Here is a 25,328-nt window from a genome sequence, read left to right on the forward strand (position 1 = left end):
AGTGAATTACTGAGATTGAAAAAATCCTGAAGTTAATCGTGTTGTCGGATTACCTCCACCTTTATTTTTTCCTACTTTTAATCCTTCATAAGCTAAAGTTAATTCTTCCAGCGCAGCTGCATTTCCATCGGCTTGTAATGTTGGTGTTTTCCAAGCTATGGGTACAGCACCTATTAATGTCCAACTCATCATGGTTTCACCAGCCTGATTGAAAACCAGAATATTAACGTTGCGTCTAGATGTTGCACTTTTTTCATCAAATACTTCGTTAATCCAATTCCAAAAGCCTGGGTGGTCAGTAACACCGCGTTTCAATGTGACATCGGAAAATTCTGCATATCCCAAATAAACTCTTTGTTGGTCGTTAACTCCTCCTTCGTGAAGAATCTTTTTTTGAATTTGAACGTTAAATCCTGAGCATTCGGTAAAAGATGCAGCGATCGCACTATCTATCTCCACATAAAACCGATTTGTAGTAACATAATTTAACTCGTGAGCAATATTGCCATTATTAGTACCGTTTCCAGCCATCACAACCACCTGTGCTGTCCATAATTATTTACCCTCTCCCTCTGATATCGCATATCTTCTAACAAGAGTTCGTGAACACGCTTGGTGAGTTTGTTCAATAACAATGAATCTGCCAGGTATTTACTTGCTACTTTAGCCACTTTGCTAGGATCAGAGATGGCGGAAATACCTGCGTATCCTGTTGTTCCACCTACGTCTGCAATAGGCTGAAAAAAAGTTAAGCTGTCTTCTGATTTCATAGCTAGATATAAGTTTTCCTCAAATCTAGGCTAAAGCTACTGCTTGATAATCAAAAGTAGACAAAAGTCGAACTTGATTTGCACAATAAACTAGACAAAAGTCGAACTTTCTTCTTCAACAAAGCTATGAAGTCACGAAAAACCTCACCTCTACGTGTCGAGAAGTGAGGTTGAAAATATCACCACAAGCCAATTCTGTAAAGAATTTAAACAAATTTTTTACATCAAAGCCACTGTAAAATTTACTAGATTGTTTTGACCTAGTTGCAAATAATCTCCATTGAGTAGGCGGTATGCAACACCAGGATTAAGGGGATTACCATTCAAATAAATACCATTTGTACTCATGTCAACAATCATGTAGGCATTTTGTGACCAATCCCAAAAAACCCTTGCATGACGACGAGAAACTATCTCTTCGTTAGGAATTCCGGTCAGGTCAATTTCTGGTGGAATAGGCATACTTTGACTGCAACGACCAATGTAACCCCCTTCTCCTGATAAGCGAAATTCTCTTCCTGTAGGGTGAACCAGCTTTAAAAGGGGTAGTGTCTGCGGTGGTGGGTTATAAACTGGGGATGTTGGTGGAATATAAGACCGTTGCTGATATTGAGTGGAATAGCTAGGAGGAGTTTGGTATGGTGGTTGTTCTGGGACAGGTGGTGTTGGTTGAACAGGTGGTTGGCTAGGCGTGGAGGGAATTACGTTACCCAAGGGAGTGGAACACCAAGGGCAAACCCTCGCATTATTGGGTAAAGCACGGTTGAAGTATTCACAACTTGGATTAGGGCAACGATTTGCAGGCATAAGAGTTTCTTATTATATAATCTGGCATAGGTTGTAAAGGCACAATACCTACTTTATTTAGTAAACATTGCCCCTGACGTGTTTTTAACAGATCAGCAAAAGTAGAACCCGCAGCACGGCGACTGTCATCTTTAGGGTACACCACATAAAGGGGGTAGCCCAAAGGATAGGTAGAAGTTTTACCTATTTGAAAGGTTTCAACATCAAAATAATTTGCTTTATCGCACAAGTCATCAGAAGGTTTAATTGGACGATTCTCGCGTAACCGAAATAGAGGCTGACTGGTTTGGTTATTACTATCTACTATTGCTAGGGGATAGCCTGAACACTGGTTCCAAGTTTTACTTAATACACCAAAACCGATGATACCTGTAGCTTGTCCTCTTGCGGTGCGAATTCGGTTCTGAGTTGTTTCTGTACTCTCAGGAGGTATTTTTTTAATTATCTCTGCAAATAAAGCTATGTCTTGAGCGTTTTTTCCGATAACTATTCTTTGAAATTGGTGTATTGCTTCTGGTTCATTTGGTACGTAAGGTTGTATTACAAGATTGGGAAGATTAGTATTTATTTGTCGCCAATTAGTAATCTTACCTGTGTATATTTGACGCAATTGCTCAAGAGTAATGTTTCCATCCAAAGCTTGAGGAAGATTAAAGTTTTTCTTATTAAAAGCCACAAATACCAATAAACCATCATAGGAGACTTGCTTTCTATCTAGGTCATCTGTTATTTGATCTGCCAAACTTGTAATTGCAAAATACTTTTGTCCATTTCGGACTTCTTCTATGGGTTGACTCCGATCTGGCAAATTTTTGGATTGGACTTCTTGATAGTTAAATGTTGCTTCTACTTCTGGTTTTGGCTTTGTTAATAAATCTTGTAAGCGTCTCTCGCTACTTGGTCTTTCTTTTAAAATGGAACTCCACGTACCATTGATTTCTCCCGTGTAAGTAAATTTCCCTGGCGGAACATTACTAACATCAGAGAAGGTATCTATTAATGAATTCCATGCTAAATACTTATTTTCATCTGATGGCTGACGTTGCCAGAAGTAATACCAAATTCCTCCTGCTAATAACAATAAAGCCAGAATTATTAACCAAATTATCCGTGAACGAAAAGAGTTTTCTGTTTCTTGATGTGCAGATGATTGTTGTAAATTATTAATATCATTTGCTTGGGGAAGTTTTAGTAAAGCTTGGCGAGCAGATTCAGCATTTTCAAAAGGCTGATCTAGTCCCATTAAGCGATAGAGAAATTGTTTTAAGTAATTATCATTGTTGGGACATATTTGTGATTCTTTCGGGTCGAGAAGTTGACCAGAAGAATAATTTGTGGTTCTTCCTACCCATAGATAAAAACCTACTAATCCTAGTGCTTCTAAATCTTGTTCTGGTTTTTTGGTATCTGGGAAAGTAATTGCGGATGGAATAAATAAATTTTCCCAAATAGCTAAATCACAAAAATATATATAAAATTGTTGATTTTTTTCTATTTTAATTAGTATGCTATCTAAATTAATATTGCCATGTGTTAATCCTTGTTGTATTTGATTGGAAGGAAAGCGGAGTTTTTGAGTATGTAAAAACACCAGAGTTTGTAGGGCTTGATTGAGAAATTCACGCATCTGAGATGGTGTCATTGCCCCATTTTCTGTTAAGTATTGTTTTAAGGTTTGACTGGCTTTTGTATCTTTGGTAATTAAATAGCAACGTTCTCCTTTTTCATCAGCGATCGCTTCCCAAGTTTGTACTAAACGAAAGTTCTGAATTCTCCCATCAGCTAAATTTACCCCCCCTATGCGTTTGAAGGTTTCTTGACGCTGCGTTGTCTCCTCTTGATTAAAACAACGATTGGGTAGCAAGTATTCTTTAATGATTACAGGCTGTTTGTCTTTAAGTTGGATCGCCGAGTATAAACGTCCTCGACCCCGTACACTTAAAAACTGAGTTATTTGATAACTACCGCGACTTCCTTTAATCTCTGCTTCCTGGGGTAAAGTCGCCGGAAAACCACATTCTAAACAAAATTTAGCACCCTGTATTTGCTGCGCCGTTTGTAAGGGGCGATCGCAATTTAACGGAGCATTGTAGGAACAGGGATATTCTCGGTAAAAAGATTCAATTACAGCCATGTAAAACGTGTTGAGTAAACAACGATAATTGCTGACTTGGATATTAAGCTTGAACTAGACCTAACTTGAGAGCGACTATAATAGCTTGAGTCCGACTAGTAACTTTTAATTTTTCAAAAATACTTGTAAGATGAGACTTAACAGTAGCAGCAGTCACATATAAGTTTTTAGCTATTTCTTCATTAGAAGCACCTTGAGTTAACCAGTGTAAAACTTCTTGTTCCCGTTCTGTTAAATGCAACTGATGACAGACTTTTAAAGAAGAATCAGCATAAGCCTGAAAACGACGGAAAAAACCACTGGCTACATCTGAAGGTAAGTAAATTTCAGACCTAATTACAGTCTTAATCGCCTCACACAATTGACTTGCTACCTGATTTTTAAATACATAACCTGCGGCTCCTTTCTGCATAGCTTGGAAAATCCAGTCATCTTCTTGATGTGCAGATAATACTAAAATCTTGCCACTATAAGCAATTTCCTTAAGACTTATCATGGCTGCAATTCCATCACTTACACCCAGTTCTAAATCTAGTAAAATTAAATCTGGATTTTTCTGAATTGTCAGTTTTAAAGCTTGCTCTACAGAATTTGCTTCACCTACAATTTCTACAGCTAAAGCACCACCAGTATTATAAAAACTCAGGAGAATACGCAACCCTTGACGAAACAGTTCTTCGTCATCCACAAGTAAAATCGAAAGTTTTTTTTCTTGAGCCATCTTCAGCACTTCCTTAACATTATTTTCGGGGCAGAATTATGGAAAATACTGCTCCTCCTCCTGGTAAATTTTGCGCCCAAAGGTGGCCGTGATGATCTAAAACAATTTTCTTAGCAATAGTTAAACCTAACCCTGTACCTCCTTGACGACGAGAATAAAAAGGATTAAATATTTTTGGTATATCCTCTTGAGATATTCCTGCTCCCTGATCAGAAATTTTAATTAAGACTTCTTCATTGAAAATCTGCCAATTACAATTAATAGTTGCCAAACTAGGACTATATTGAATTGCATTGCTAATAATATTGTCGAATACTTGTTTCATTTGTAAGCGATCTAGCAACAGCATAGTAGATGTTTCTGGAATGCTAATTGTTAAATTTTTTTGAGCAATCAAAGGTTGCAAGTATTTAATGGTTTCAACTACTAAACTTCTTAAATCTTGAGGTGCTATACTTAAGTTTGCACTTTGACCGCAAGAAATTAAATCGGTGAGATTAGTATCTAAATCTTCTATACTTTTGCAAATAATTTTCGCTTGTTCTTGCCAACAAATTTCTTCTAAACCTAAGTATAAATTATGTGCATATAGCCCAATTAACGACAAAGAATTACGTACTTGATGACCAATTTTCTGCAAGACATTTTCTAATAATTTGATTTCCAATTTTTGTCTTTCATTTTCTTGACAAATATCAGCATATCTATTTAAGAGAATAGCTGCATTAATAACGTATTTTTGTAAATTTAAAGATAGACTTTCATGGGCTATGATTTGAATATATTCTGGTTTTTGATTTTTATATCCTATGGGGCAGACATAAGAAATAAACTCAGGTAAATCTGGTAATTCAAATTCTTCTAATTCCAAAGTGTGTGGAAGTGTTTTCATCCATGACTCTGACCTCAAATAAGCTAATTTTTTAGGAGGGAAAATTAGCTGGTCTTTGTTATAGCTAATAACTTCTTGATGTGTCTTTAATAATGAATTGTAGTAGACAATACGAATACATAAAATTGGATAATGACTGGTTAGCTGTTCTGCTTGTAATTGACAAAAATTTTGGATGTTTAATTGATGTAAATTACCTGAATTACCTTCTAGCTTCTGAAGAGAAAAGCTTAAAGTCATAGCTCCACTTGCTCTTTACAATAAAAAGTTTACTGTCTTCCTTTACTTGTCGATGATGTACAGAAAATTATGCAAAATCAAGAAAATTAGAAACATTTTTTATAAAATTTTACTGCCCTCCTATTACTTAACGTTTGCAGAACACGATATCAAGAAAATTACTATTACTGGAAGTACGCGAGTAATAATAGCATTTTCACTATACCCAACATTTTATAGTAATTTTTTTCTGAGATTTTCGTGTTTGCTTAAGGATTTATAAAGATATTAGGTAAAATTTAGTTTAGGTAATTATATTTAAATTAAAATCATACAGTCTTTTGACATAAATCTGTATTTTTTTATAAATTACAATTTTCTATTTCCGTATAAAAAACAAATATAGCGTTTCTCATTTTAGTGAGGTCATCTTATTGAGTTTAGGGTGTAATTTAACCCATGTAATTGGGAATTGCTATATTGTTTGTCAATCATCATCATCAACAAGGCAAGCACCATCCCAGAACCGCGACACGGACGTTTGCCTGAGTCTTAACATTGTTCCTCCTCATCTCTTAGCTTACACAGCGATCGCACATTTTTAGTGGGAAGCGCCCTAATGGGGGTTGTCAAAACCTCAAGTGTTTCTTTGTAAAGTGGCAAATATCGACCAAAGTCTAGTCAACGTCCGCAAAAAATATCGACAAAAGTCTAATTAACTTCCGTAGGTTGATCTAGATAGTCTAAGTACATCTAAGTTAGTTAACAATTGAGGTTAGCTAACAGGAGAACAGCTCTATGCTTATTTTTGTTCTTCAAACCTTAGCAGAAATTTTAGCCGGAGGAACCTCGCTCGTCAGCACAGAGCAAATTGAGTTTAGTCATCCTAGCAATCGCAAGGAAGAGACTGGAGGGCCGACTCTCAACTTGTATATTTATGACATTCGTGAGAGTAAGCAATTCCAACATTCAGGAAAACAAGTGGAACGCAAGCTGACAAGAGCTTTACAATCTGCATCTGTGAATTGGTCTCCTAGTTGGTTTGATATCTCATTGCTACTAACAGCTTGGGATAGAACAGCTTTAGGCGAGCATCAGCTGCTGAGTGAAGCTTTGACTTTGCTGCTGCGCCATCGTGCGCTCAGAGAAGAGTTTTTGGTTCCAGAATTGCGCGGTTACGGCAATTTGAATATGACTGTTTCCCTAGAACCACAAATAGAGGCTGGGTCTTTATGGAGCGCTCTTACCATACCTCTACGTCCAGCGTTGTATTTGATGGTATCCGTACCTGTTGAGCCACAAGCTGCTTCAGTACCTTTAGTGTGGGAGCGAATTATTCGACTGCATAATGAATTTGGAACTGAAAACGGCAGTATTGAGACGATCGCTAGACAGGTAATGATCGCCGGAGCAGTCAAAAGTGCAGTTACCCATCTGCCACTTTTAGAAACAGAAGTTAAGGTGACGGGAACACAAAAATCCACAACCACCAATAAAGAAGGGCTGTTTTATTTTGAAAATTTGCGTTTTGGTAACTATGTTTTGGCGCTTAATTGCCCAGGATATCTACCCCAAAACGTCAATGTATTGGTGGATAGTCCAAGTTGTACTTTCAAAGAAATCTCACTAACTCCTGCTTAATTAGCTTTTCACACACTTGGAGATATTCGCATGGCTAGACTTGATTACTTTGCTCCTGGTGTCTATATAGAAGAAATAGACAGAGGTAGCAGGCCAATTGAGGGTGTCAGTACGGCTGTAGCTGGTTTTGTTGGCTTTACAGAAGACATACGTGGTGGGGCTGAGTTATTTAAGCCCATGCTGATTACCAATTGGACGCAATATCTCAACTACTTTGCCCGTGCTAATTCTGATGGCTTCACCGATTTCAATGCCTATTTGCCCTTTGCAGTATACGGCTATTTTATGAATGGTGGTGGGCGCTGTTGGGTTACAAGTATCGGTACGCAGTTACCAGGAGCGAGCAAACCCCCAGAACCCCAACCTACCAGCCTGCGAATCACAGGTCGAGGTAATCGACCATGCTTGCGCTTTAGCCTGCGCCCAGAGCAAATAGCCGGGGGAACAATCACTATTTTAATTAGTGATGGTGTGCCTCGTGCCTTACCGGAAGGTACGGAAGGTAGCCCACCACCAAATACAGGTGAATATTTTAAAGTGCAGATTCGACGAGGGAATGAAACCCTCGAAGAATATGATCACTTGACAATGAACCGCGACCCTAATGGAGCGATCGCCACCTATGCGATCGCCGCTTTGAGAAACTCCATGTATGTTGTTGTGGAAGACATTTCTCAAAGCGGACAGCCCCTAGCTCGTCGTCCTGGGAACGGTCAATACGAAATAGCACCACCAATTGTTGCTACCCCACCAGATAGGTTTTCCAGTGACTTAGAGGGGATACGCGACGACCGCACAGGGGTACGCGGTATTTTTGAAATTGATGAAATCACAATGCTGGCCTGTCCTGATTTGATGCGGGCCTATGAAGCGCAGGTGATGAACTTGGATCAAGTCCACGGGATCATGGAACTCATGATTAGTATGTGCGAAGGTTCTGCTAATGGTGATATTCCCAATCCCCCTAACCGCATGGTCATCATTGATCCACCTTCTGAATTTGTCAAACCTCAACAAGTAGTGGAGTGGTTGCAAAATCGCTTTAACCGTCGTTCGATGTTTGCAGCGCTTTATTATCCCTGGATTAAAGTACCTAATCCCCGCGATCGTGGTAATCCCATTTTTATCCCTCCTTGCGGTCATGTTATGGGTGTTTGGTCACGCACTGACGAAACCAGAGGCGTTTACAAAGCACCTGCAAATGAAGTACCAAGAGGTGTCATTGGTCTAGCCTATGATACTAACTTCCGTGAGCAAGAACTCTTGAACCCCCTGGGAATCAATTGCATTCGCAGATTCCCCAATCGAGGTATTCGGATTTGGGGAGCCAGAACACTAGTTGAGCCAGATAAAACAGAATGGCGCTACATTAGCGTTCGCCGACTGATTAGCTATATTGAAAAATCCTTAGAATTGGGTACTCAGTGGGTAGTTTTTGAACCCAACGACGAAGATTTGTGGGCTAGGGTCAGACGTACCGTTAGCAACTTCTTAGAGCGGATTTGGCGTGAAGGAGCTTTGTTTGGATCTACTCCAGAACAAGCATTTTATGTCAAATGTGATGAAGAATTAAACCCACCAGAAACCAGAATACTTGGTCGTTTGTATATTGAAGTCGGTGTTTGTCCAGTCAGACCTGCTGAATTTGTCATCTTACGCATCAGTCAATGGAATGGCATAGAAGACGACCAATCCTAAGACAAACCTCTAATACCAATTTGTTATCAGAAAGCCACCCGACTTTCTTAATTACTTAACTTGCTTACAAATTGGTATCGCAACGAATCATTCAAATTGACCCAACAATTAGCCATTAATCAGGAGAATCAATATGGCACCTAATACTGGTGAATTATTAACCGCTTGTAAGTTTTATTTTCAAGCCCAGGGAATTCAGGATAAATTCATTAAAGAACTTAGCGGTTTAGGTGTGGAAAATACCCCTGCTCAAGAAATTCATGGTTCTGGAAATCGGTCTGCTTTAGTTCGTCAAGCTACTCCAACAGTTGTAAAATTCACTAACATTACAATTAAGTTGGTTGCAACTAAAGACATACAACTTTATACCTGGTACAAACAGTGCAATGAAGATATGGGCGATGCTCGTCAGTGGAGAGACAATCGTAAAGAAGGTAATATATACGCCTATGATCAGCAGAATCAGATAGCTGCCCATTGGGCAATTAAATACTGCTATCCAGTCAAATATACAGGCCCCACCTTAACAGCTTCTAGTGGAGAAATGGCTACAGAAACCCTGGAGTTAGTTCATGAAGGTATTGAACGCGTACAATAAATTTTCAAAAATTTAAAAAAGTGGCTAACGGCTCTGACAATATTTCTGAAATTCTGACAGCTCATCGTTTCTACTTAGAGCTAAAACTAGACGGACAAAGAGATGCTGATGCTTTCTTTTTAGAATGTCAAGGCTTTAAAAGAACGCAGAATGTCATTGAAGTCACCCAGGTCACTTCTCAAAAGTGGGGAGCCACTGGACAAAATAAAGGTATGGTAGTAACAACCAAAATTCCTGGCAATGTCAAAAGTGGCAACCTCACTCTTCGTAGAGGAATGATCAACTCTACTGATTTTTGGAAGTGGTTTGAAGATGTACAAAATGGTCAATGGTCTAACAAAAGAAAACTACTTTCTTTATCTATTTACAGCCAAGGCAATGAAGAATTAGCCAGATTTGAGTTAGAAGGTGCTTGGCCTTGTGGTTATAAAATTGCTGATGTCAACGCCCGTAGCAGTGAAATAGAAATTGAAGAATTAGAGGTTGCTTTCGAGGAATTTAAACGGGTGAAATAATTTGGAGAATAATATGTTTGCAACAGAGTTTGAATTTACACTGCCTAAGGGATATCTAGACTCTGAAGGTAATCTCCATCGCCAAGGCGTTATGCGTTTATCAACAGCAATAGATGAAATTTCTCCTTTGCGTGATCCCCGTGTTAAAGCTAATCCGGCTTATGCAACAATTATTATTTTGTCGCGGGTGATTAGTTGCTTAGGCGCTTTATCGGAAGTTAGTCCTGCAATAGTAGAAAACTTTTTTAGTCAGGATTTAAGTTATCTACAAGATTTTTATCGCCAAATTAATGGCTTAGAAAATGTAACTTACCAGCCAGAAGAAACTGCAAATTCCTCAGAATTACTTGTTCATAACTAGCAAAAATTCACGATAATTACTTATGGGTCGTAAGACAACACTCTGCACTGAATTTACCTTCACTCTTCCACGTGGATTCACAGATACTCAAAATCGAGTACATCGTCATGGAATAATGCGTTTAGCCACTGCAAAAGATGAGATTTTAGTGCAACAAGAACCTAAAGTTCGGGAGAATCCTGCTTACGGCTTTTTAGTCATGCTCTCACAGGTAATTTCCCGCTTAGGTAGTTTCAACTCTGTTAGTCCAGAATTACTAGAAGGTCTACTATTACGTGATATTTCTTATCTGAGAGAATTTTATAACCGCATTAATCAGCTAGGAAAACCACACATCCCGACTCAGTGTCCCTATTGTAATAGTGAGTTTTCAGTGAGCTTGGAATTAGCGGGGGAGTCATTAGCTACCCCTTAGACATCATATATGAGGAGGTAGCTTTTATTGCGTATCATTTTCATTGGTCACAAAATGATATTTTGAGTTTAGAGCATAGCGCTCGTCAGCGATGGCTCACAGAGATTAATAAAATTAACCAAAAATTGATATGAAAATTCAAATCTCTAGTTCTCCAACACAAAGCGAATTTGAAGAAATTGACCTTGTTTTAGTAACTAAACGAGGTAAGGAATACTTAATAGGTCGTTCTACTGATGCTGATTTAATTCTTGATAGCTCTGATGTCAGTCGTCTACACGCTAAATTCTTTTCACAAGCAGGAAATTACTACTTCTGCGACCTCGGTAGTAGAAACGGTTCCATAGTTAATGGAAAGTTGACCGAGAAAAATCAATCATACATTTTGAAGGATGGGGATATTATCCGCATCGGAGATTTTGTTTTAGTGATTAAAGAAGATGCTCCTCTACCACAGTCCGCAGAGACGGTAGTAAGAATTATCAATCCTTCAATGTTTTCTAACTGGCGAGCTAATGAAAATGCTGTCAGTTCTTCTGTGAAAGATGAAAGAGCAGAAGTAGTCAGTGAAGTTTCTTTAGAAGTTCCAGAAGTTAGTAATATATCTGTTGATTCTCCAATTGCTATAGCTGAAGAAATTAGTCAAATTGAAGACGAATTAGAATTAGCTCAAGAACCTACTTTCATTCAGGCTGAGGATATAAGTACACCAGAAAGTGCAATTCGATCTCCAGAAATAGTCAGAGAGGATGAGGATAATGATGAAGCTCTAGATATAGATACACCAGTTGCGGAAGAAGTGGCTACAGATACAAGTGAAATAGAAGTTTCAGAAACTAGCGAAGAAACTCCAGAATATACTATAGTTCAGCCACGAGATATTTTTAATCAGGAGTCGGGGAGTGAAATAGAAACTCCAGAAGCTGTTACTGAAGATATTAGTGAAATAGAAGCTCCAGAAGCCGTTGCTGAAGATATTAGTGAAATAGAAACTCCAGAAGCTGTTACTGAAGATATTAGTGAAATAGAAACTCCAGAAGCTGTTGCTGAAGATATTAGTGAAATAGAAACTCCAGAAGCTGTTGCTGAAGATATTAGTGAAATAGAAACTCCAGAAGCTGTTACTGAAAATGAAGCGATTATCAGCGACGAAAATGTACAATTGGAGTCATCTTTAGCAGAAGAATTAGAAGAAAGTGTTGTGTCTGAAGAGGATTCTATTTTGACATCTGAGCTAATAAGTGAAGCGGTGGAATCTGTTAATGAGTCTCTAGAAGAATTCCCAGAGCCAGAATTTCAGCCAGAAGAGGCTTCAAAAGAAGAAATTTTTAACCTACCCCAAATTATCAATGAAAAGCAAATAGTCTTAGTAGCTCACGAAACAAAGAAATCAGAACTTGCTGATTTAGTAGCTCAACATCAAGAATTTTTATCCCATTGTCTGACAATTACGTGGCCATCTGTCAGTAAAGTCTTAGAGCAAGAAGCGGGTGTAAAAATTACTCAAGAAATCCCTCCAGCGACTTCTGGAGGATATCAAACCATTAATTCATTAGTTAACTCAGGGGATATCTTAGCCGTTATTTTCATCAGAGATTTTATCGTTCCTCAACCTGGTCAGAGCAATGAAGAAGCTCTCTTGAGAATATGTAATATTAACCAGATTTTACTAGCAACTAACGTTCCAACAGCAGAGGCAATTTTACATTATATTAAAAATATGAAGGATTAAGATAAAAGAAAAAATCCACCCATTCGTTTATTGTGGTGGATTTAATGCCTAATAATCCACATTCCGTAAAAAGTTAGGTGGAATGTGGAAAAATAAAAGCAGTTTGTGTACGTTCTCAGCAAATCAGAGATTATTGTTGCCATAAAACAAATCAATTCCATTTACCTGAAGCTTTGGCATAAATAATTGAAGAAAAATTTAGAAGTCAAAATTAGTCAGTAGTGATTGACCACGGGAAACAATACCAATCCACTACTGATTTTCCTCATGGATACGCATAGCATTTGCACCTATACGCAATAATTCTGACTCCTAAATTCTGTTTTAAAGCCTAAAGATTCGAATTAGATAACGTCCGATAGCCATATCCTAGATGAGAATCCTTCTGGATATATTGTTTAATGCTATCGAGGTCAATAAAATAGTCAGCAACATCAATTAAACAGTCGTTAGTCATGGTTCGCAGACTTACAACTTCTACCCGAACCCCTGTACTGCTGACCGCATTGACTGCATAGGTTAAATCTCCATCACCACTAACTAAGACAGCTGTATCGTAGTGAGGAGCTAAGGTGATCATATCTACAGCAATTTCTACATTCAAATTAGGTTTTTTGGTGTTGTCTGTGGCTTGGAGTTCTTTGGTGACAACACGATAGCCATTGCGACGCATCCAAAAGAGAAAACCCTGTTGTTTATCATTGGTGCGTTGACGTGTAGGAGTTGGTCGAGATATATCAACTCCAGTGTAGAAAAATGCCCTTAATAATCTGGAACCCGCAGTTAGACGACAAAGTAATTTGAGGTAATCAATTTCAATACCGAGTTGTAAAGCGGCATGAAATAAGTTGGTACCATCAATAAAAATAGCGACTCGACCACGATTCAAGTCATTGGTGATAGACACATCATTTCTAGGTTCTCGCTGCCTAGAAACTTCATTTTTGCTACCATTTTTTATGTGTATTTTTGTCGGTAAATGCGGTTCTTCCGCTTGGTGGTTATATGAATTTTTTCCTTTCGTAAAACTAGAGTTAGTCATTGAGTCCTCTGGATTTTAAATCTGGCGAAGCTTTTGAGGCAATTGGCAATAGACCATCTGTGCTGATTAATCAGCAAAAGAATAAATGATATTCAGTCACTTGAACTACACTCAAATCGGGCTAAATGTGTAGATTCCAAAGTTTAATGACCCAGAGTATTAAACTCTTTTCAGGACAAGTTTTACGAGATATCCCCTTTGACCATAGATATGCTGCCCATCTCCTACCACTACAGCACATCAACTTGCCACAAAGTGCAAGCAATTGGGGGTGAATAGTTAGCTATCATGGTCAACCAAGGCATAAGCCATTGGCATCTCTTCTTATTGTACCTCTCTCTTAAAAAAGGCTTACATTAAAGTAATCTTTACATCTTTATGTTGATTCATTGACAAAAATAAATTACTATTTAAGCTTTGATAATATACAATATATTGCTATATTTTTTAATGCAACTTAGATAGTTTTCCTGTGAGATTCCTGGAAAAAGCAATAGGTATTTACTTCTTTTTCAGCTTATTTAGATTTTTTTAATAATAATTTGGGAGCTTAGAGGCTGTTTGAAAAGTGGTTAGCTGTGATTTTAATGGAACTCTTACCCCCCTTAATCCCCCGGAAAATCTAGTAGTCTGCCAAGTTAACTTTGCAAGGTCAATAGCAGCAAAAAAATCTCTTTCTCCCCCTGCTCCCTCTACTTCCCCTGCTCCCCCTGCTTGCCTTAGCCTAGCAATTTTAGGTTGGTGAACTACTAGTTCCCTCTCCTTTCCTGGGAAAGGGTTAGGGTGGGGTAAAAAATATTTGATACATCAATCATGACGTTTCAAACATCCTCTAATACACCCTACAGAAATTTTATTTTGGCTTTATAAATAATCTCTTACATATTAAGCGATCGCCTAAATTAATGTAATACCAGTATTCTAAGTTTTGTACTGCTCATCACTAATCAACTTAACTTTGTTTGCTCCCCCAGATGGAGGAGAGATATGGAATTAAAGAGTTAAATATATATGCAGACTAGTCCACAATTAGATGTCTTTGCTAATCTCCTCTGCGGTGTATAACCCAGAGGTTATTTTTTTGATGTTTCACATGATAAATAATGCAGATAAACTTGTATTTTTGTCATTGTGTTGTTGTCGCACCCAATTGCAGAGCATAGAGATTAGCATAAACCCCTTGTTGGCTAACAAGTTCTGCGTGAGTACCCCGTTCGACAATTTGACCTTGCTGAATCACTAATACTTGATTAGCTTGGGTGACGGTGCTGAGACGGTGGGCAATAACAAAGCTGGTACGACCTTGTAATAAACGGGCGATCGCATCTTGTACTAGTGCTTCTGTACGGGTGTCTATACTGCTGGTTGCTTCGTCAAGGATCAGGATGCGGGGGTTAATTAACACTGCACGAGCAATACTAATCAGTTGTCTTTGTCCTTGGCTGAGAGGCGCACCCCGTTCACCCAACTTAGTTGTATAACCTTGTGGTAACGAGGTAATGAACTCATGCACATTCGCCATTTGTGCAGCCGCTTCAATCTCGGCTTGAGTCGCATAAGGAGCGCCAAAAGCAATATTTTCAGCCACAGTACCACTAAACAAAATATTATCTTGTAGAACAATTCCAATCTGACGGCGTAGGCTGGCTTGCGTCACACTACGCACATCAATACCATCAATTTTGACTGCACCGTCGGACACATCATAGAAACGCAATATCAGGTTAATGATTGTAGTTTTACCAGAACCAGTTGCCCCTACTAATGCCACCATTTGTCCTGGATTAGCGTGTAAATCTACTCCTTTGAGAACCAGTTGTTCTGGGTTATAACCAAACTTGACATCCTCGAATGTCACTTCACCTTGAATAGGCGGCATTTGCATGGCATCGGGTGCATCTTGAAGTTGCGAAGGTTCATCTAACAAAAGAAAAATTCTCTCTAATCCGGCAAAAGCAGACTGAGCTTGGGTGTAAAACTGACTGAGGATTTGAATGGGGCGAAAGAATTGCTGGACGTAAAGTAAAAAGGATGTCACTACACCGACTGTTGCTGCTCCCGTAACAGCGAGATAGCCACCATAGGCCAGGACACCTCCTGTAGCTAAGGTGTTGAGAAAATCAATCGATGGTAAAAATGCTGCCGTAATTGCTACAGCTTCAACGTTGGCATCACGATTAGCGGCGTTGAGAACATCAAATTCTGCAATGTTGATATGCACACGATTAAACGCTTGTGCTTCTCGCACACTGCCAATATCTTCTTCCAACTTGGCGGAAAGTTCCCCGATTGTTTGCCTTGTGACGCGAAATTTAGTCCTAGCCCACCGGGCAAATAAGCTAGTGGTAAAAATCATCAGAGGGACAACTAGGTTACTCAACAAGCCGAGTTGTAAGTTGATCGAAAGCATAGCAATCACAATGCCGACCAAACTGAAGGTATTACCTAACATTTGGGCGACAGTTTGTCCAAACGCTTGATTAACGGTGTTAACATCATTTAGCAGACGACTCATCAAATCGCCGGCTTCACTACGGTCAAAAAAGCTCATTGGCAAACTTTGGATTTTAATAAAAATATCTTGCCGCAGTTGAGCCAGCAATCGCTGCATAATCCAGCCGACGCGAATAATTTGACCACGGATTGCCCAGATACCAAAGCCGTAAGTCAGTCCTAGTAGTACTAATAGCAGTAGTAACCCTTGTAAATCCCCTTTGATAATTAGGTTATCAACTGACCAGCCAAGTAAAAACGGCCCGATCGCCTGGGTAGCAGCGCCAATTGATACTAAACTCAAAGCAATGGGAACTTCTTTGCGGAAAGGTCGCAGGTATCGTAAAAAGCGCCGTAAGGTAGATAATTGCTTAGTCGCTGGTTGCTCAGGTGCAATAACTGGAGTAGTTGTTCTCATAGGGAGTAATGAGTAATGAGTTAGGAGTAATGAGTAATGTGTAATGTGTAATGAGTAGTGAGTAATGAGTAATGAGTAATGTGTAATGTGTAATGAGTAATGAGTAATGAGTAATGAGTAATGAGTAATGAGTAATGAGTAAACAATTACTACTTCTTATATCTCCCCCTGCCTCCCCTGCCTCCCCTGCCTCCCCTGCCTCCCCTGCCTCCCCTACCCCCCTACACCCTCTTCTTGACTTGAGATTCCAAAATCGCGCCATAGAGTGGGCTTGTTTGCATCAATTCTTCGTGAGTACCTTGGGCTGCTAATCGTCCTTTATCTATGAGAAAAATACGATCAGCATTCTTCACAGTACTGATGCGTTGAGCGACAACAAAAGTTACACAAGCTTTTTGCCGCATCATGTCATCGAGGGCGGCTTGAATTTCGGCGGCAGTTTTGGCATCGACAGCAGAGGTACTATCATCCAAAATCAGGATACTGTAATCGGTTAGTAAGGTGCGGGCGATCGCTATTCGTTGTTTTTGTCCACCAGATAAACCAACACCCCGTTCACCTACAATGGTTTCGTAGCCATCGGGCAGACTAGTAATAAAATCATGAATTTGGGCAGTTTTTGCGACCTCAATCACCTGTTCTAATGGCGCTTTGGGTTTGGCGTAGGCGATATTCTCGCGGATGGTTCCTGAAAATAGGGTAGTTTCTTGAAATACAATGCCAATGTGGGTTCTGAGGCTTTTCAGGGTAAAATCTCGCACATCTCGCCCATCAATGCGAATTGCGCCCCTAGTGACATCATAAAAGCGGGGAATTAGGTTCATAACTGTACTTTTGCCAGAACCTGTCATGCCCAAAATGGCGATTAACTCTTTAGGCTTGGTTTCAAAAGAGACACCCTTAAGTGCTTCAGTTGTGGCACCAGGGTAGCGAAAAGAGACATTTTCAAAGGTGATTCTACCACCACAAGTTTCAAATGGGACGGCATCAGCGCGATCGCGGATATCAACTGCTGCATCTACCACTTCGTAGATTCGTTCAGCAGAAGCAGCCGCTTGGGCGATCGCAGGTGCAGCGAAGCCAATCAGTAAAATCGGTTGCAGAATCAATACTAGATAGGAGTTAAACGCCACTAGTTCGCCAATGGAAAACCTGTTGCCAATTACCTGCGCCCCACCATAGCCAAACACCGCCAGCGTCACTAAATTACTTAGTAAAAATATAAACGGGAAGGTATTACGGATGGCACGGATAGTCTTCATGTTAGCTGTAACCAAGTCATCATTGAGGCTGGTGTAACGCGCCCTTTCCGACGACTCCCGCACGAAGGCTTTTACTACTCTGATTCCAATCAGGTTTTCTTGTAATACAGTATTCAGGTCACTTAGCTGTTCTTGTACTTGCCGGAATATTCGGTTATTGATGGAGAGGAATCGCGCCATCAACCATGCAGAAATTGGTACTACTGTTAAGGTAATTAGTGCTAACTCCCAATTCATCACCAGCAAAACTACCGCAATAGTCACCAATGTCACCACTCCGCCAATGACCTGAATCAAGCTAGTACCGATAAAGGTGCGAATTTGTTCAATGTCATTGGTGACACGGGTTAGGAGTTGAGAAGTCTGTGACTGGTCATGATAGCTAAAACTGAGATTTTGAATCTTGCTGAAAATCTTGTTTCGCAGGTCATAAGCTACACCTTGGGAAGCAGCCTCCGCCAAATAGCTTTGACCAAAATTAAACACACCGCGAGCGATCGCTGCAACTACCATCCAGGCGGCGCTGTAAAATACTATCTGTAAGTCTTTTTGGACAATGCCCTGATCGATTCCCCAGCGAAATAATTGGGGGGTAAGCGCATTTGCTACTGTCAACAGCAAAAGACTCAACAAAGCCCCCAGAGAAATCAATCTATAATTCCGCAAACTCCCCAATACACGCTGGATGGCTTGCATTGATGAATTTTCCTGAAGTTCTGATTGTGGAACCACTGGAATTTATCCCTGATATATTTTAAAAATTATCTCCTACAAAGGTTAAAAAAAAAGACCCCGGTGATTAACCGAGGGATTCTGCAAGTCTGTATGGTCGCACAAAGACATTTGTGAATCTCACAATACCAATCTGATAATTACCAAGTGTGCCAAAATGCCAAAACTTGGAGAGTGCTGAGTCTTAAGTCATTATTTTAGAATTTTGAATTCGTGGATAAGCGACGTGTCCAATTGTCAATAGCTTTATGTAAAATTTTAAGTAAAGAAATATTTCTTGGCTTACGGGAATGAAACGCATCGTCTTGATTGCTGGATTTGAATCATTTAACGCTGACTTGTACAGAAAAGCAGCTTCCTTGGCTAATTCTCGCTGTGCTGATTTGGATATTCGCGTATTTAGCGATCGCGATATTACCAGCAAGCGTCAGGAAGTGGAAGCAGCATTACAAGGCGCGGATGTGTTTTTTGGTAGCCTGTTATTTGATTATGACCAAGTTGTGTGGTTGCGCGATCGCATTTCCCAAATTCCTATCCGTCTAGTATTTGAGTCAGCTTTAGAATTGATGAGTTTAACTAAACTGGGTGCTTTCGCCATTGGTGATAAACCCAAAGGTATGCCCAAACCTGTTAAATTTATTCTTGACAAATTCAGCAATGGGCGGGAAGAAGACAAACTTGCTGGTTATATTAGTTTTTTAAAAATCGGCCCCAAACTCCTCAAGTTTGTCCCAGTGCAGAAAGTCCAAGACTTACGCAACTGGTTAATTATCTATGGTTACTGGAACGCTGGCGGGACTGAAAATGTTGCATCCCTATTTTGGACACTGGCGGAAAAATATTTAGATTTAAAAATTGGCGACATTCCCCCACCAATCGAAACCCCCAACATAGGTTTATTACATCCCGATTATCCAGGGTTTTTTGAATCCCCCCGTGAATATTTGGCATGGTATCAAAAGAGGCAAGGGGGCAGGGTGCAGGGGGCAGGGGAAGAGGCAGGGGTGCAGGGGGCAGGGGGCAGAGGGGAAAAAAATACAGTTGTTGGTATTCTTCTTTACCGTAAACACGTCATCACCAAACAACCATATATTCCCCAACTGATTCGCCGTTTTGAAGATGCAGGTTTAATCCCCTTACCCATATTCATCAACGGTGTTGAAGGACACGTTGCAGTACGGGATTGGATGACGACCGACTACGAATTTCAGCAACGACAAATAGGTAATATCGCCACACCCTCACTATCTCCAGAAGCCGTCAAAGTTGATGCAATTGTTTCCACCATTGGCTTTCCCCTTGTCGGTGGCCCGGCTGGTTCAATGGAAGCTGGTCGCCAGGTAGAAGTAGCCAAGCGCATCCTGACTGCTAAAAACGTCCCTTACATCGTCGCTGCACCTTTATTAATTCAAGATATCCACTCCTGGACACGTCAAGGTGTGGGTGGTTTGCAAAGCGTCGTGTTATACGCCTTACCAGAATTAGACGGTGCAATTGATACCATTCCCCTTGGTGGGTTGGTGGGTGAAGATATTTATTTAGTTCCTGAACGGGTACAGCGTCTCATTGGTAGAGTCAAAACCTGGATTTCTTTACGTCAAACACCCCCAGCAGAACGTAAAATTGCCATCATCTTATATGGCTTTCCCCCTGGTTATGGTGCTACGGGTACGGCTGCATTATTAAATGTTCCCCGCAGTCTGATTAAATTACTCCACGCCCTCAAAGACCAAGGTTATAACGTCGGTGATATTCCAGAAGATGGGGAAGACTTAATTCGTCTGGTGAAGGAAACGGATGAGGAGATGGAACGATGGGAAAAAAATAAGCCTTTTCCCTCCTCAGCTAACACTGTTAATTCCCGTAAATTAGAAAAATGGTTGGGATATCTCCGCACTTCCCGTATCGAAAAACAATGGAAGTCTTTGACAGGTAGCGGAATTAAAACCTACGGTGATGAACTCCATGTTGGCGGTGTGCAGTTAGGAAATGTGTGGATAGGTGTCCAGCCACCTTTGGGAATACAAGGCGACCCTATGCGGTTAATGTTTGAACGTGATTTAACACCCCATCCCCAATATGCAGCTTTTTACAAATGGTTGCAAAATGACCTACAAGCTGATGCTGTAGTCCATTTTGGAATGCACGGTACTGTAGAATGGTTACCCGGCTCTCCTTTGGGTAATACTGGTTATTCGTGGTCGGATATTTTGTTGGGAGATTTGCCCAATCTATATATATATGCGGCGAATAATCCTTCTGAGTCAATTTTGGCCAAGCGTCGCGGTTATGGGGTATTAATCTCTCACAATGTACCGCCCTATGGTCGCGCTGGTTTATATAAAGAATTAATTACACTGCGCGATTTAATTGCGGAATATCGAGAAGACCCCAAAAAGAATTATGTTCTCAAAGAAGCGATTTGTAAAAAGATTGTTGATACTGGTTTAGATGCAGATTGCCCATTTGAAGATGCCAAACGTTTGGGTATTCCCTTCACTCCTGAAAATATCAGGATGTTTAGCGCTCATGCTTTTGATGATTATCTGGTGAAATTATATGAGTATTTGCAAGTTTTAGAAACTCGGTTATTTTCCTCTGGTTTGCATACATTAGGTGAAGCACCAAATCAAGAAGAATTAGCATCTTATCTCGAAGCTTATTTTGGTGAAGAACAAGCCAAAAACCCAGAAATGGAAAAGTTAATCACCGATTTGTTAATGCAAACAACAGATGAATTAACTAATTTATTACGCGGATTAAATGGTGAATATATTCCCCCAGCACCGGGAGGTGATTTATTACGAGATGGTGCTGGTGTGTTACCTACAGGGAGAAATATTCACGCGTTAGACCCCTATAGAATGCCATCCCCCGCAGCTTATGAACGGGGTCGAGAAATTGCTCAAAAAATCATCGCCCAGCATTTACAAGAACATCATACATATCCGGAAACAGTAGCAGTTTTATTGTGGGGATTGGATGCGATTAAAACTAAAGGCGAATCTTTAGGGATTCTCTTAGAATTAGTCGGTGCTGAACCTGTGAAAGAAGGAACAGGTCGGATTGTGCGTTATGAATTGAAGCCTTTAGCAGAGGTCGGACATCCGCGCATTGATGTTTTAGGAAATCTGTCGGGAATTTTTAGGGATAGTTTCGTCAACATCATCGAATTATTAGATGATTTATTTCAAAGGGCTACTGATGCAGATGAACCAGAAGACCAGAATTTTATTAAAAAACACGCCTTAGCTTTAAAAGCCCAAGGTGTAGAAAATGTTTCCGCGAGATTATTTTCTAACCCTGCGGGTGATTTTGGTTCTTTGGTAAATGATAGAGTTGTGGATGGTAACTGGGACTCTGGGGAAGAGTTAGGTAATACTTGGCAAAGTCGCAATGTGTTTAGCTATGGCAGACAAGATAAAGGACAAGCTAGACCAGAAGTATTACAGCAGTTGTTGAAGACGAGCGATCGCATCGTTCAAGAAATAGATTCGGTAGAATATGGTTTAACCGATATACAGGAATATTACGCCAATACGGGCGGTTTGAAAAAAGCAGCCGAAAAACAACGCGGTAAGAAAGTTACTACTAGCTTTGTGGAAAGTTTCTCTAAAGACACCACACCCCGTAACTTAGAGGATTTATTGCGGATGGAATACCGGACTAAGTTACTAAATCCCAAATGGGCGCAAGCAATGGCGAGTCAGGGTTCTGGTGGTGCTTATGAAATTTCCCAACGCATGACAGCCTTAATTGGTTGGGGTGGTACTGCTGATTTTCAAGATGATTGGGTTTATGACCAAGCTGCTGATACTTATGCTTTAGACCCAGAAATGGCAGAAAAATTACGCCAAGCCAACCCAGAAGCTTTTCGTAATATTCTCAGCCGAATGTTGGAAGCATCCGGGCGTGGTTTTTGGGAAGCCGACAAAGATAAGTTAGATAAGTTGCGTCAGTTGTATGAATTGACTGATGAACAATTAGAAGGCGTGACAGTTTAGTTCAGTTTGAGAAAAGGCGTTGCTGATTAATGGCATGATTTATCTCACACAGAGGCGCAGAGACATTAAGGAGTTTAAGATTTGAATACATCAAAATTCATAACTTGATTCAGCAACGCCAATCAAAGCTTGAGTTAAAATCCGATGCAAATGTGTTCTAAGTTCATCTTCATTACCTGGATAAGCTGGTAAAGCCTCAATTTTTGCTTCAGGGTAAGGCATATAAAAACCAGGGTAAAGAATAGCAGCATAATTTACAACTTGCCGACCGTCTCTATCTCGAATTGCATGGCTGTAAGCGTGCATTTTGTCGATATCCTGTCTTGTTGGCTTGCTTTCTCTACTTATATTGTCTGGATTTTCGCTTTCAAATTTATATTTGGGATCAAATATATAAACAAAATGTGAACCATCTGAAAGCTGTATTTCTAAAGCTATATCAGGACGTTTTGTGTAGCTAGAACTGTAGAGTTCGCCACTTGTACTATATGTTCGTTCAGGAATTAGTTTAACTATAGTTTTATGTTGTGGATGAGTTAACACAAGGACTGGTTGACCATTGGGAAAAACTCTAACAAAAATTCCCGTTTTATCTTTACCTACTAAACGTTGTTCTTCTATGTTGTATCCTGTTTGTTCGGCAACTTCCAACAGTATGACAATTACCCATAAAGTTCCCCAAATCTGATAAAGTTTGTCCAGGTTTTCCAAAGGTGTATTTAAGTCGGGATTATCTAAATATACTGCTGGGCTTCTAATAAATTCCAGGTATCCTTCCAAAGCAGCATGATAAGCAGGAACTTTTAGTAGAACCATTGTTATTTGAGTAGGTAAATATTTAAGTTGGCTAACTTCATTGAGAAACAAAGCTTTATGTCTAGCTTTTTTAAGTTCAGACGTTAAAGTGGTTGCTTCATCTAAAAGCAAATGATTATCATTGGCTTCGCAAGCATTTTTTACTCTTCTTAGTCTTAAACTTACTAATTCAAAAAATAACTTCACTAATTGGTTTTCGTAAACATCTACACTGTGTTCAACTCTTGTATCAAGTAGACGAATAGGTTGCCCATTTTTATCTAAGTTATGACCTTTAGAAAAAGCGTGAATAAGATTACTGCTTGATGGTTTACGAACTTGCTCTTTTCTTACCCAGACTTGATTAGTTTTTAGAACTTTATGATGATCTTTCGCAAGGCTAGATAAAATTTTAGTTAACCCTGGTCTATTTATTGTACCTTTAATAGCTCGGCGTAAAATCACCATTTCTTGAGCTAAAGTATGTTCATGCAGTTGTGGTAGTTTTAACCCAGCTAAAGCACCTGCTTTTTGTAAGCCTATTGCAACTGAAGTTGGAAGACGAGTATCAAGGTCTTCTAACATTTGAGCAAAAGCTTCACTGCTAATTTTCTGAGGCAGAACTGTGATAATTTTTTCTTTAATATCATTCTGATACTCAAGCTGGATTTTATAATAGCCAGGGTTTGAACGTTTCCAATCAGCTAATACTCGGTCTTGTCCAGCTAATTCCATTAGATACAATGGGAGTTTTTGTCCTTGTAAGTAAACCTGCACCTCTCGCCGATTTTCTAAAGGTATGAGAACTTCTAAATAAGCTGGTTGCCATTCTAAAGGAGCTTTTATCTTTTTACCGTCATGGTTGAGAAAAACAAGTTTAGAAGTATGATGTAAATCCATATTGTTCAAATGTGGCAAGCATTTTATTAGCTTTAGCAAGGCTGAGATTAAACTTATTTTCTTCAGCAGTTTTCACAAATGCTTTAAGTGCTTTTTCTACTCTGTCATCTGCACCTTTTATTTTTGGTAGTATCTTCTGTAACAACTGTTCGTCTAAAGCTTCTTCCTTAGATACGCCTAATACTGCTGCCTCTTTTACATAGGTCTTAATTTCGTCAATAGTCCGATAAGCAAAAGGCGCAACTTCGTGTATATTATCCCAAATTTGCATCAAAATATCTCGATAATCCACGTCACTCAAATACTTTTCTAAATCATCTCGATAAATCTCAAGTTCAATCATTTGCGCTCGGTCATAGATTTTATCAGCAAAGCTATGAGTAGTTTCATCTACATTAACTGTGCCAATCAAATAAAAGTTAGGAGGTAATAATAATTTTTTATTAACTGCAAGTTCAATCTCAGCTACTCCCTCTCGCATACGTACTTCCATAGCTGAGAGAAACTTTGCAAAGTAATACTCTACTCGCGCTAGGTTCATTTCATCTAAAACGAGATGGTAAGGTCTGGGTGTGTGTTTATTAGCTTTGGCTTTTTCATATTCTTTATTTGCCTCCTCTAAAAATTCAGTAAATTCTGTATAGTGATATGTTTTATCTATAGTACTGAAATATCCTAATAAGTCTTCGTTAGTATTCCAATTGGGAGCTACAGCGACTAAACTATGTTTAGCATTAATAGCATCAGCATAGGCTTTAGTTAACCAAGTTTTTCCTGTTCCACTGATTCCAGACAGAATGACAAATTTTCTTGTTTTGAGAGCCAAATGATAACGGCGGAGGATATTTTCAGATATCTGTAGTTTTTTAGACAAAATATCTTGGTAAATTACCGTAAATTCCGGTTCTGAATAGCCTGGATGAACAGTATTGAGACGACCCTGCGCTTCTTCATAATTTTCCACATCATTTTCCTTCTCAAATAAATTTATTGCAATTCGTAAATCTTCAATTACTGTTTGTGTAGCATCACATTTTTGAAATACAACAATTAGAGGTAATATCTTAATTCCCAGAAGTGTTGAATGTTAAGAAAAAGCCAATAAAAATAGCCCAAAATATGTTAGATTTTGGGCGAAGGATTAAAATATTTTAGTTTAACAGTGATTATAAATTCATT

Annotated in this window: 20 protein-coding genes; 9 read left to right on the forward strand and 11 right to left on the reverse strand. The window is 39.4% G+C overall.

Annotation, left to right across the window (positions count from 1 at the left end):
- Window positions 1-6: 6 nt before the first annotated feature.
- The 6 genes from H6G18_RS06435 to H6G18_RS06460 all read right to left on the reverse strand — a co-directional run bounded on the left by H6G18_RS06435 (window position 7) and on the right by H6G18_RS06460 (window position 5,564).
- Window positions 7-531 (reverse strand): phage tail protein, encoded by a 525-nt coding sequence (locus tag H6G18_RS06435; RefSeq protein WP_190406260.1) that lies wholly within the window; start codon window positions 529-531, stop codon window positions 7-9.
- Window positions 531-770, reverse strand: a complete 240-nt coding sequence (locus H6G18_RS06440) for a hypothetical protein (RefSeq protein ID WP_190406261.1) — start codon at window positions 768-770, stop codon at window positions 531-533. Before H6G18_RS06440 ends, H6G18_RS06435 begins: the two co-directional genes overlap by 1 nt.
- A 219-nt stretch (window positions 771-989) precedes the next feature.
- Window positions 990-1,577, reverse strand: a complete 588-nt coding sequence (locus H6G18_RS06445) for an FHA domain-containing protein (protein ID WP_190406262.1) — start codon at window positions 1,575-1,577, stop codon at window positions 990-992.
- Window positions 1,555-3,711: a substrate-binding domain-containing protein gene (locus tag H6G18_RS06450; RefSeq protein WP_190406263.1), complete on the reverse strand. Its 2,157-nt coding sequence runs from the start codon at window positions 3,709-3,711 to the stop codon at window positions 1,555-1,557. Before H6G18_RS06450 ends, H6G18_RS06445 begins: the two co-directional genes overlap by 23 nt.
- Before the next feature lie 43 nt (window positions 3,712-3,754).
- A complete protein-coding gene (locus H6G18_RS06455) occupies window positions 3,755-4,432 on the reverse strand; it encodes a LuxR C-terminal-related transcriptional regulator (RefSeq protein WP_190406264.1) in 678 nt (225 codons plus the stop codon).
- A gap of 19 nt (window positions 4,433-4,451) precedes the next feature.
- A complete protein-coding gene (locus tag H6G18_RS06460; protein WP_190406265.1) occupies window positions 4,452-5,564 on the reverse strand; it encodes a sensor histidine kinase in 1,113 nt (370 codons plus the stop codon).
- A gap of 777 nt (window positions 5,565-6,341) precedes the next feature.
- Between H6G18_RS06460 and H6G18_RS06465 the strand changes: the two genes are divergently transcribed.
- From H6G18_RS06465 to H6G18_RS06495, 8 genes are all read left to right on the forward strand, one after another.
- Entirely contained in the window at window positions 6,342-7,184 is an 843-nt protein-coding gene (locus H6G18_RS06465) for a Pvc16 family protein (protein ID WP_190406266.1), read from the forward strand.
- A gap of 30 nt (window positions 7,185-7,214) precedes the next feature.
- A complete protein-coding gene (locus tag H6G18_RS06470) occupies window positions 7,215-8,882 on the forward strand; it encodes a phage tail sheath family protein (RefSeq protein ID WP_190406267.1) in 1,668 nt (555 codons plus the stop codon).
- 133 nt (window positions 8,883-9,015) lie between these two features.
- Window positions 9,016-9,480 (forward strand): phage tail protein, encoded by a 465-nt coding sequence (locus tag H6G18_RS06475; RefSeq protein ID WP_190406268.1) that lies wholly within the window; start codon window positions 9,016-9,018, stop codon window positions 9,478-9,480.
- 20 nt (window positions 9,481-9,500) lie between these two features.
- Window positions 9,501-9,995 (forward strand): phage tail protein, encoded by a 495-nt coding sequence (locus H6G18_RS06480; RefSeq protein ID WP_190406269.1) that lies wholly within the window; start codon window positions 9,501-9,503, stop codon window positions 9,993-9,995.
- A 13-nt stretch (window positions 9,996-10,008) separates the two neighbouring features.
- Window positions 10,009-10,356 carry a hypothetical protein gene (locus H6G18_RS06485; protein WP_190406270.1) on the forward strand — a complete coding sequence of 116 codons (348 nt, stop codon included), beginning with the start codon at window positions 10,009-10,011 and terminating at the stop codon, window positions 10,354-10,356.
- 22 nt (window positions 10,357-10,378) lie between these two features.
- Complete coding sequence (locus tag H6G18_RS06490; protein ID WP_190406271.1) at window positions 10,379-10,771, forward strand: phage tail assembly protein; 393 nt, start codon at window positions 10,379-10,381, stop codon at window positions 10,769-10,771.
- Between the two features lie 5 nt (window positions 10,772-10,776).
- Window positions 10,777-10,905: a DUF6760 family protein gene (locus tag H6G18_RS25180; protein ID WP_313954422.1), complete on the forward strand. Its 129-nt coding sequence runs from the start codon at window positions 10,777-10,779 to the stop codon at window positions 10,903-10,905.
- Window positions 10,902-12,503, forward strand: a complete 1,602-nt coding sequence (locus H6G18_RS06495) for an FHA domain-containing protein (RefSeq protein WP_190406272.1) — start codon at window positions 10,902-10,904, stop codon at window positions 12,501-12,503. Before H6G18_RS25180 ends, H6G18_RS06495 begins: the two co-directional genes overlap by 4 nt.
- A gap of 331 nt (window positions 12,504-12,834) precedes the next feature.
- On the opposite strand, the gene H6G18_RS06500 is transcribed toward H6G18_RS06495, so the two are convergent.
- The 3 genes from H6G18_RS06500 to H6G18_RS06510 all read right to left on the reverse strand — a co-directional run bounded on the left by H6G18_RS06500 (window position 12,835) and on the right by H6G18_RS06510 (window position 18,414).
- On the reverse strand, window positions 12,835-13,545 hold the full coding sequence (locus tag H6G18_RS06500) for a LabA-like NYN domain-containing protein (RefSeq protein ID WP_190406273.1): 711 nt from the start codon (window positions 13,543-13,545) through the stop codon (window positions 12,835-12,837).
- Window positions 13,546-14,671: 1,126 nt separating this feature from the next.
- Entirely contained in the window at window positions 14,672-16,456 is a 1,785-nt protein-coding gene (locus H6G18_RS06505) for an ABC transporter ATP-binding protein (protein ID WP_190406274.1), read from the reverse strand.
- Window positions 16,457-16,677: 221 nt separating this feature from the next.
- The gene (locus tag H6G18_RS06510; RefSeq protein ID WP_190406284.1) at window positions 16,678-18,414 is read right to left on the reverse strand and encodes an ABC transporter ATP-binding protein; all 1,737 of its coding nucleotides are present in this window, start codon (window positions 18,412-18,414) and stop codon (window positions 16,678-16,680) included.
- A gap of 326 nt (window positions 18,415-18,740) precedes the next feature.
- Here H6G18_RS06510 and bchH point away from each other — a divergent pair, with 326 nt between their 5' ends.
- Window positions 18,741-22,454, forward strand: a complete 3,714-nt coding sequence (bchH, locus tag H6G18_RS06515; RefSeq protein WP_190406275.1) for a magnesium chelatase subunit H — start codon at window positions 18,741-18,743, stop codon at window positions 22,452-22,454.
- A 90-nt stretch (window positions 22,455-22,544) separates the two neighbouring features.
- Here the strand turns inward: bchH and H6G18_RS06520 are convergent, their stop codons facing one another.
- Both H6G18_RS06520 and H6G18_RS06525 read right to left on the reverse strand, forming a co-directional pair.
- Window positions 22,545-24,149 (reverse strand): DUF2357 domain-containing protein, encoded by a 1,605-nt coding sequence (locus H6G18_RS06520; RefSeq protein WP_190406276.1) that lies wholly within the window; start codon window positions 24,147-24,149, stop codon window positions 22,545-22,547.
- Window positions 24,127-25,113 (reverse strand): McrB family protein, encoded by a 987-nt coding sequence (locus tag H6G18_RS06525; RefSeq protein WP_190406277.1) that lies wholly within the window; start codon window positions 25,111-25,113, stop codon window positions 24,127-24,129. The genes H6G18_RS06520 and H6G18_RS06525 overlap by 23 nt, the downstream gene beginning before the upstream one ends.
- Window positions 25,114-25,328: the final 215 nt, after the last annotated feature.

The organism is Anabaena subtropica FACHB-260 (genome assembly GCF_014697105.1).
Lineage (GTDB): Bacteria > Cyanobacteriota > Cyanobacteriia > Cyanobacteriales > Nostocaceae > Trichormus > Trichormus subtropicus.

Bases quoted from the DNA above. Each gene is read 5' to 3' on its own strand.
- H6G18_RS06445 (WP_190406262.1), bottom strand. From the start codon at position 1,577: ATGCCTGCAAATCGTTGCCCTAATCCAAGTTGTGAATACTTCAACCGT.
- H6G18_RS06435 (WP_190406260.1), bottom strand. From the start codon at position 531: ATGGCTGGAAACGGTACTAATAATGGCAATATTGCTCACGAGTTAAAT.
- H6G18_RS06505 (WP_190406274.1), bottom strand. From the start codon at position 16,456: ATGAGAACAACTACTCCAGTTATTGCACCTGAGCAACCAGCGACTAAG.
- H6G18_RS06495 (WP_190406272.1), top strand. From the start codon at position 10,902: ATGAAAATTCAAATCTCTAGTTCTCCAACACAAAGCGAATTTGAAGAA.
- H6G18_RS06465 (WP_190406266.1), top strand. From the start codon at position 6,342: ATGCTTATTTTTGTTCTTCAAACCTTAGCAGAAATTTTAGCCGGAGGA.
- H6G18_RS06460 (WP_190406265.1), bottom strand. From the start codon at position 5,564: ATGACTTTAAGCTTTTCTCTTCAGAAGCTAGAAGGTAATTCAGGTAAT.
- H6G18_RS06450 (WP_190406263.1), bottom strand. From the start codon at position 3,711: ATGGCTGTAATTGAATCTTTTTACCGAGAATATCCCTGTTCCTACAAT.
- H6G18_RS06510 (WP_190406284.1), bottom strand. From the start codon at position 18,414: ATGCAAGCCATCCAGCGTGTATTGGGGAGTTTGCGGAATTATAGATTG.
- H6G18_RS06470 (WP_190406267.1), top strand. From the start codon at position 7,215: ATGGCTAGACTTGATTACTTTGCTCCTGGTGTCTATATAGAAGAAATA.
- bchH (WP_190406275.1), top strand. From the start codon at position 18,741: ATGAAACGCATCGTCTTGATTGCTGGATTTGAATCATTTAACGCTGAC.
- H6G18_RS06520 (WP_190406276.1), bottom strand. From the start codon at position 24,149: ATGGATTTACATCATACTTCTAAACTTGTTTTTCTCAACCATGACGGT.
- H6G18_RS06440 (WP_190406261.1), bottom strand. From the start codon at position 770: ATGAAATCAGAAGACAGCTTAACTTTTTTTCAGCCTATTGCAGACGTA.
- H6G18_RS06485 (WP_190406270.1), top strand. From the start codon at position 10,009: ATGTTTGCAACAGAGTTTGAATTTACACTGCCTAAGGGATATCTAGAC.
- H6G18_RS06475 (WP_190406268.1), top strand. From the start codon at position 9,016: ATGGCACCTAATACTGGTGAATTATTAACCGCTTGTAAGTTTTATTTT.
- H6G18_RS06500 (WP_190406273.1), bottom strand. From the start codon at position 13,545: ATGACTAACTCTAGTTTTACGAAAGGAAAAAATTCATATAACCACCAA.
- H6G18_RS06490 (WP_190406271.1), top strand. From the start codon at position 10,379: ATGGGTCGTAAGACAACACTCTGCACTGAATTTACCTTCACTCTTCCA.
- H6G18_RS06455 (WP_190406264.1), bottom strand. From the start codon at position 4,432: ATGGCTCAAGAAAAAAAACTTTCGATTTTACTTGTGGATGACGAAGAA.